We start from the raw sequence: 2,305 nt of genomic DNA, 5'->3' as shown, positions 1-2,305 counted from the left end.
GCGGCCCTTTCCTTCTCACTTTCAAACCGGCTCTGCTCGCCGAACAAGATGGGATACTACCCAAATAGGTCAGTTGTGTAAACCCTCTTTCAATAAATATCCTAAAATATCTGTTCACTATACCAAACAACCTGCAAATCATGCATTAGGGTGGAGGTTTCCTAAACAAAACTGCTTCAGCGCAGAACAGTCCTTACAAAAATTGCCGAAAAATATTTTTCATTTTTTTATTGAATCACCAGCAATGGCTCATATTGCATGATTCTTCCCTCTTTACCCGACTATTCAGTACTAAAAATTCTAGGTTTTTTTTCGCTTTTCCCAGTTTTTTATACAATTCTTCAAAACATATGCCATTGCACCCAGCCTGTACGCATAGGGAGAAGTATGGTACCTTGGGGATAGATAGCGGGCTGAGAATTATCCTCAGTCATGCACCCACATCTACTACCTAGTACCAATACCAACGCAACGGCCAGAACAATCCGCCATATTTGCAAAAGGAAAAACCGATGCAACATGAACCAGAAGTTGATACCATCATTCAATTGTTGAAAGATGGGCAGTTTCTTGAGGCATACAAGCTGCTTGAGCCTTTGCACCAATCAGAAATAGCAGACCTCCTTTCCTCGTATCCCCCAGAGACCATCCAAGCCATCCTCTTTCTTTTTCCCAAGCAACGAAGAGGAGCAATCTTCTGTGAGCTCAGCTATGCGGAACAGGCTGACATAGCACAGCTTCTGGAAACCTCTGACCTTCTCTCTCTGCTGCGAAGCCTCTCCCCTGACGACCAGGTAGACTTGTTGAAGGCCCTTCCTGATGAACAGTACAATGCTGTCTTGCCCGTACTTGCAAAAAAAGAACGGGAAGACCTCATAAAACTGGCCTCCTATCCTGAGGGATCGGCAGGCTCCATCATGAACACCGACTACATCTCCTATCCCCAACACCTGACAATCCAGGAGGTGCTCCAGCGGATACGGTTGGAAAGGACGCAGAAAGAGGCCATCTATAGAATCTATATCCTCGACAATGAGAAAAAACTGATAGGAACGCTTTCTGTCACCGACCTCATCCTCTCCGATCCCGACAAGAGGCTATCGGAAGTCATGAGAACCAAGGTTGTCAGCATCAATGTTCACGAAGACCAGGAAGAGGCAGTCTTCATGATGGCCCGCTATGACCTGGTAGCCCTTCCTGTTGTTGATGAAAACAATACGCTACTGGGAAACATCACTCACGACGATGCCTTGGATGTCATGGAAGAAGAGAGGACATCCGACATGGAACGGTTCATGGCCATCGTAGGAAAGCATGATGACACCACCTATCTGAAAACCTCCATCTGGACCCATTTTCGCAAACGTGTTGTCTGGCTCGTCATCCTGGCTTTCCTTGGTCTCATCTCAGGCTCTATCCTCGAACTCTATGAGGGGACCCTTACCAGCCTGATGATCCTCGCCTTCTACATGCCGATGCTCATCGATACCGGGGGAAATACCGGAAGCCAGTCAGCAACGGTCATGGTCAGAGCCTTGGCCTTGAAGGAGATCACACCCAAGAACGTGTTGAGAATCGTATGGAAGGAGTTTCGGGTCTCCATGTTACTGGCCCTTGTCCTGGCCTCCCTTGCCTTCATCCGGGTAGCGTTCATCTCAAATCCCAGCTCAATACCCGAAGCATTCACTTTGGTGAACATTGGATTTGCCGTTGCTGTGGCCCTTGCAGTGCAGGTAGTATCGGCAACAATCATAGGAGCCTTGCTCCCTCTAGGGGCTGCAGCCTTGAAGCTGGACCCTGCCCTCGTAGCCAGCCCTGCCTTGACCACGATCGTGGACATAACCGGGCTGTTCATCTATTTCGGGAGTGTCTCAATAATCTTAGGCATATGAGAACCTGAAATTACCCTTGCCCATAGGTAAACGAAGCATACCCCTCCCATTTGAGCACTCCAGTAGAAGGGGTTTTTTGGCGATTTTTTTTGGATCTGCAGGCAGGCAAGGACAAGCGAGATTGCCACATACCTGCCGCCTCGCCCCCAGAAAGACTGAGCCTCCTTCTCTATGGAGCAAGAAAAAACCAAAAGGACACCAAGAGAGGTGTTAAAACCATCCATTAACCTTTGTATGCAACTCTTTCTTCAGGGGAATTGTTTTTTCATCAGTACCCCAGAAAAAGGAAAAGCGCACCCCAAAGAGTGCGCTACCAGAAAAGGATCCTGTTGCCAGGAAAAAGAAAAAGGCCCGGCAGCTACCTACTCTCCCACGGAAAACCGTAGTACCATCGGCGTGAGGGCGCTTAACTA

Annotated in this window: 3 protein-coding genes; 2 read left to right on the top strand and 1 reads right to left on the bottom strand. The window is 48.2% G+C overall.

Annotation, left to right across the window (positions count from 1 at the left end):
• Both ROJ03_RS13010 and mgtE read left to right on the top strand, forming a co-directional pair.
• Positions 1-262 (top strand): hypothetical protein (locus ROJ03_RS13010; RefSeq protein ID WP_313727496.1); only part of this gene is annotated, 262 nt, incomplete at its 5' end.
• A 250-nt stretch (positions 263-512) separates the two neighbouring features.
• On the top strand, positions 513-1,892 hold the full coding sequence (mgtE, locus tag ROJ03_RS13005; protein WP_313727495.1) for a magnesium transporter: 1,380 nt from the start codon (positions 513-515) through the stop codon (positions 1,890-1,892).
• A 210-nt stretch (positions 1,893-2,102) separates the two neighbouring features.
• Here the strand turns inward: mgtE and ROJ03_RS13000 are convergent.
• Positions 2,103-2,305, bottom strand: a 203-nt coding sequence (locus tag ROJ03_RS13000) for a hypothetical protein (protein ID WP_313727494.1), incomplete at its 5' end; no start/stop codon positions are given.

It is taken from the genome of Sphaerochaeta sp. PS, from assembly GCF_032144095.1.
GTDB lineage: Bacteria > Spirochaetota > Spirochaetia > Sphaerochaetales > Sphaerochaetaceae > Sphaerochaeta.
This window is presented reverse-complemented; position numbering and strand designations above follow the sequence as displayed.

What these genes read in the sequence shown, in the direction of transcription:
- mgtE (WP_313727495.1), top strand. Translation starts at nt 513, where the DNA reads ATGCAACATGAACCAGAAGTTGATACCATCATTCAATTGTTGAAAGAT.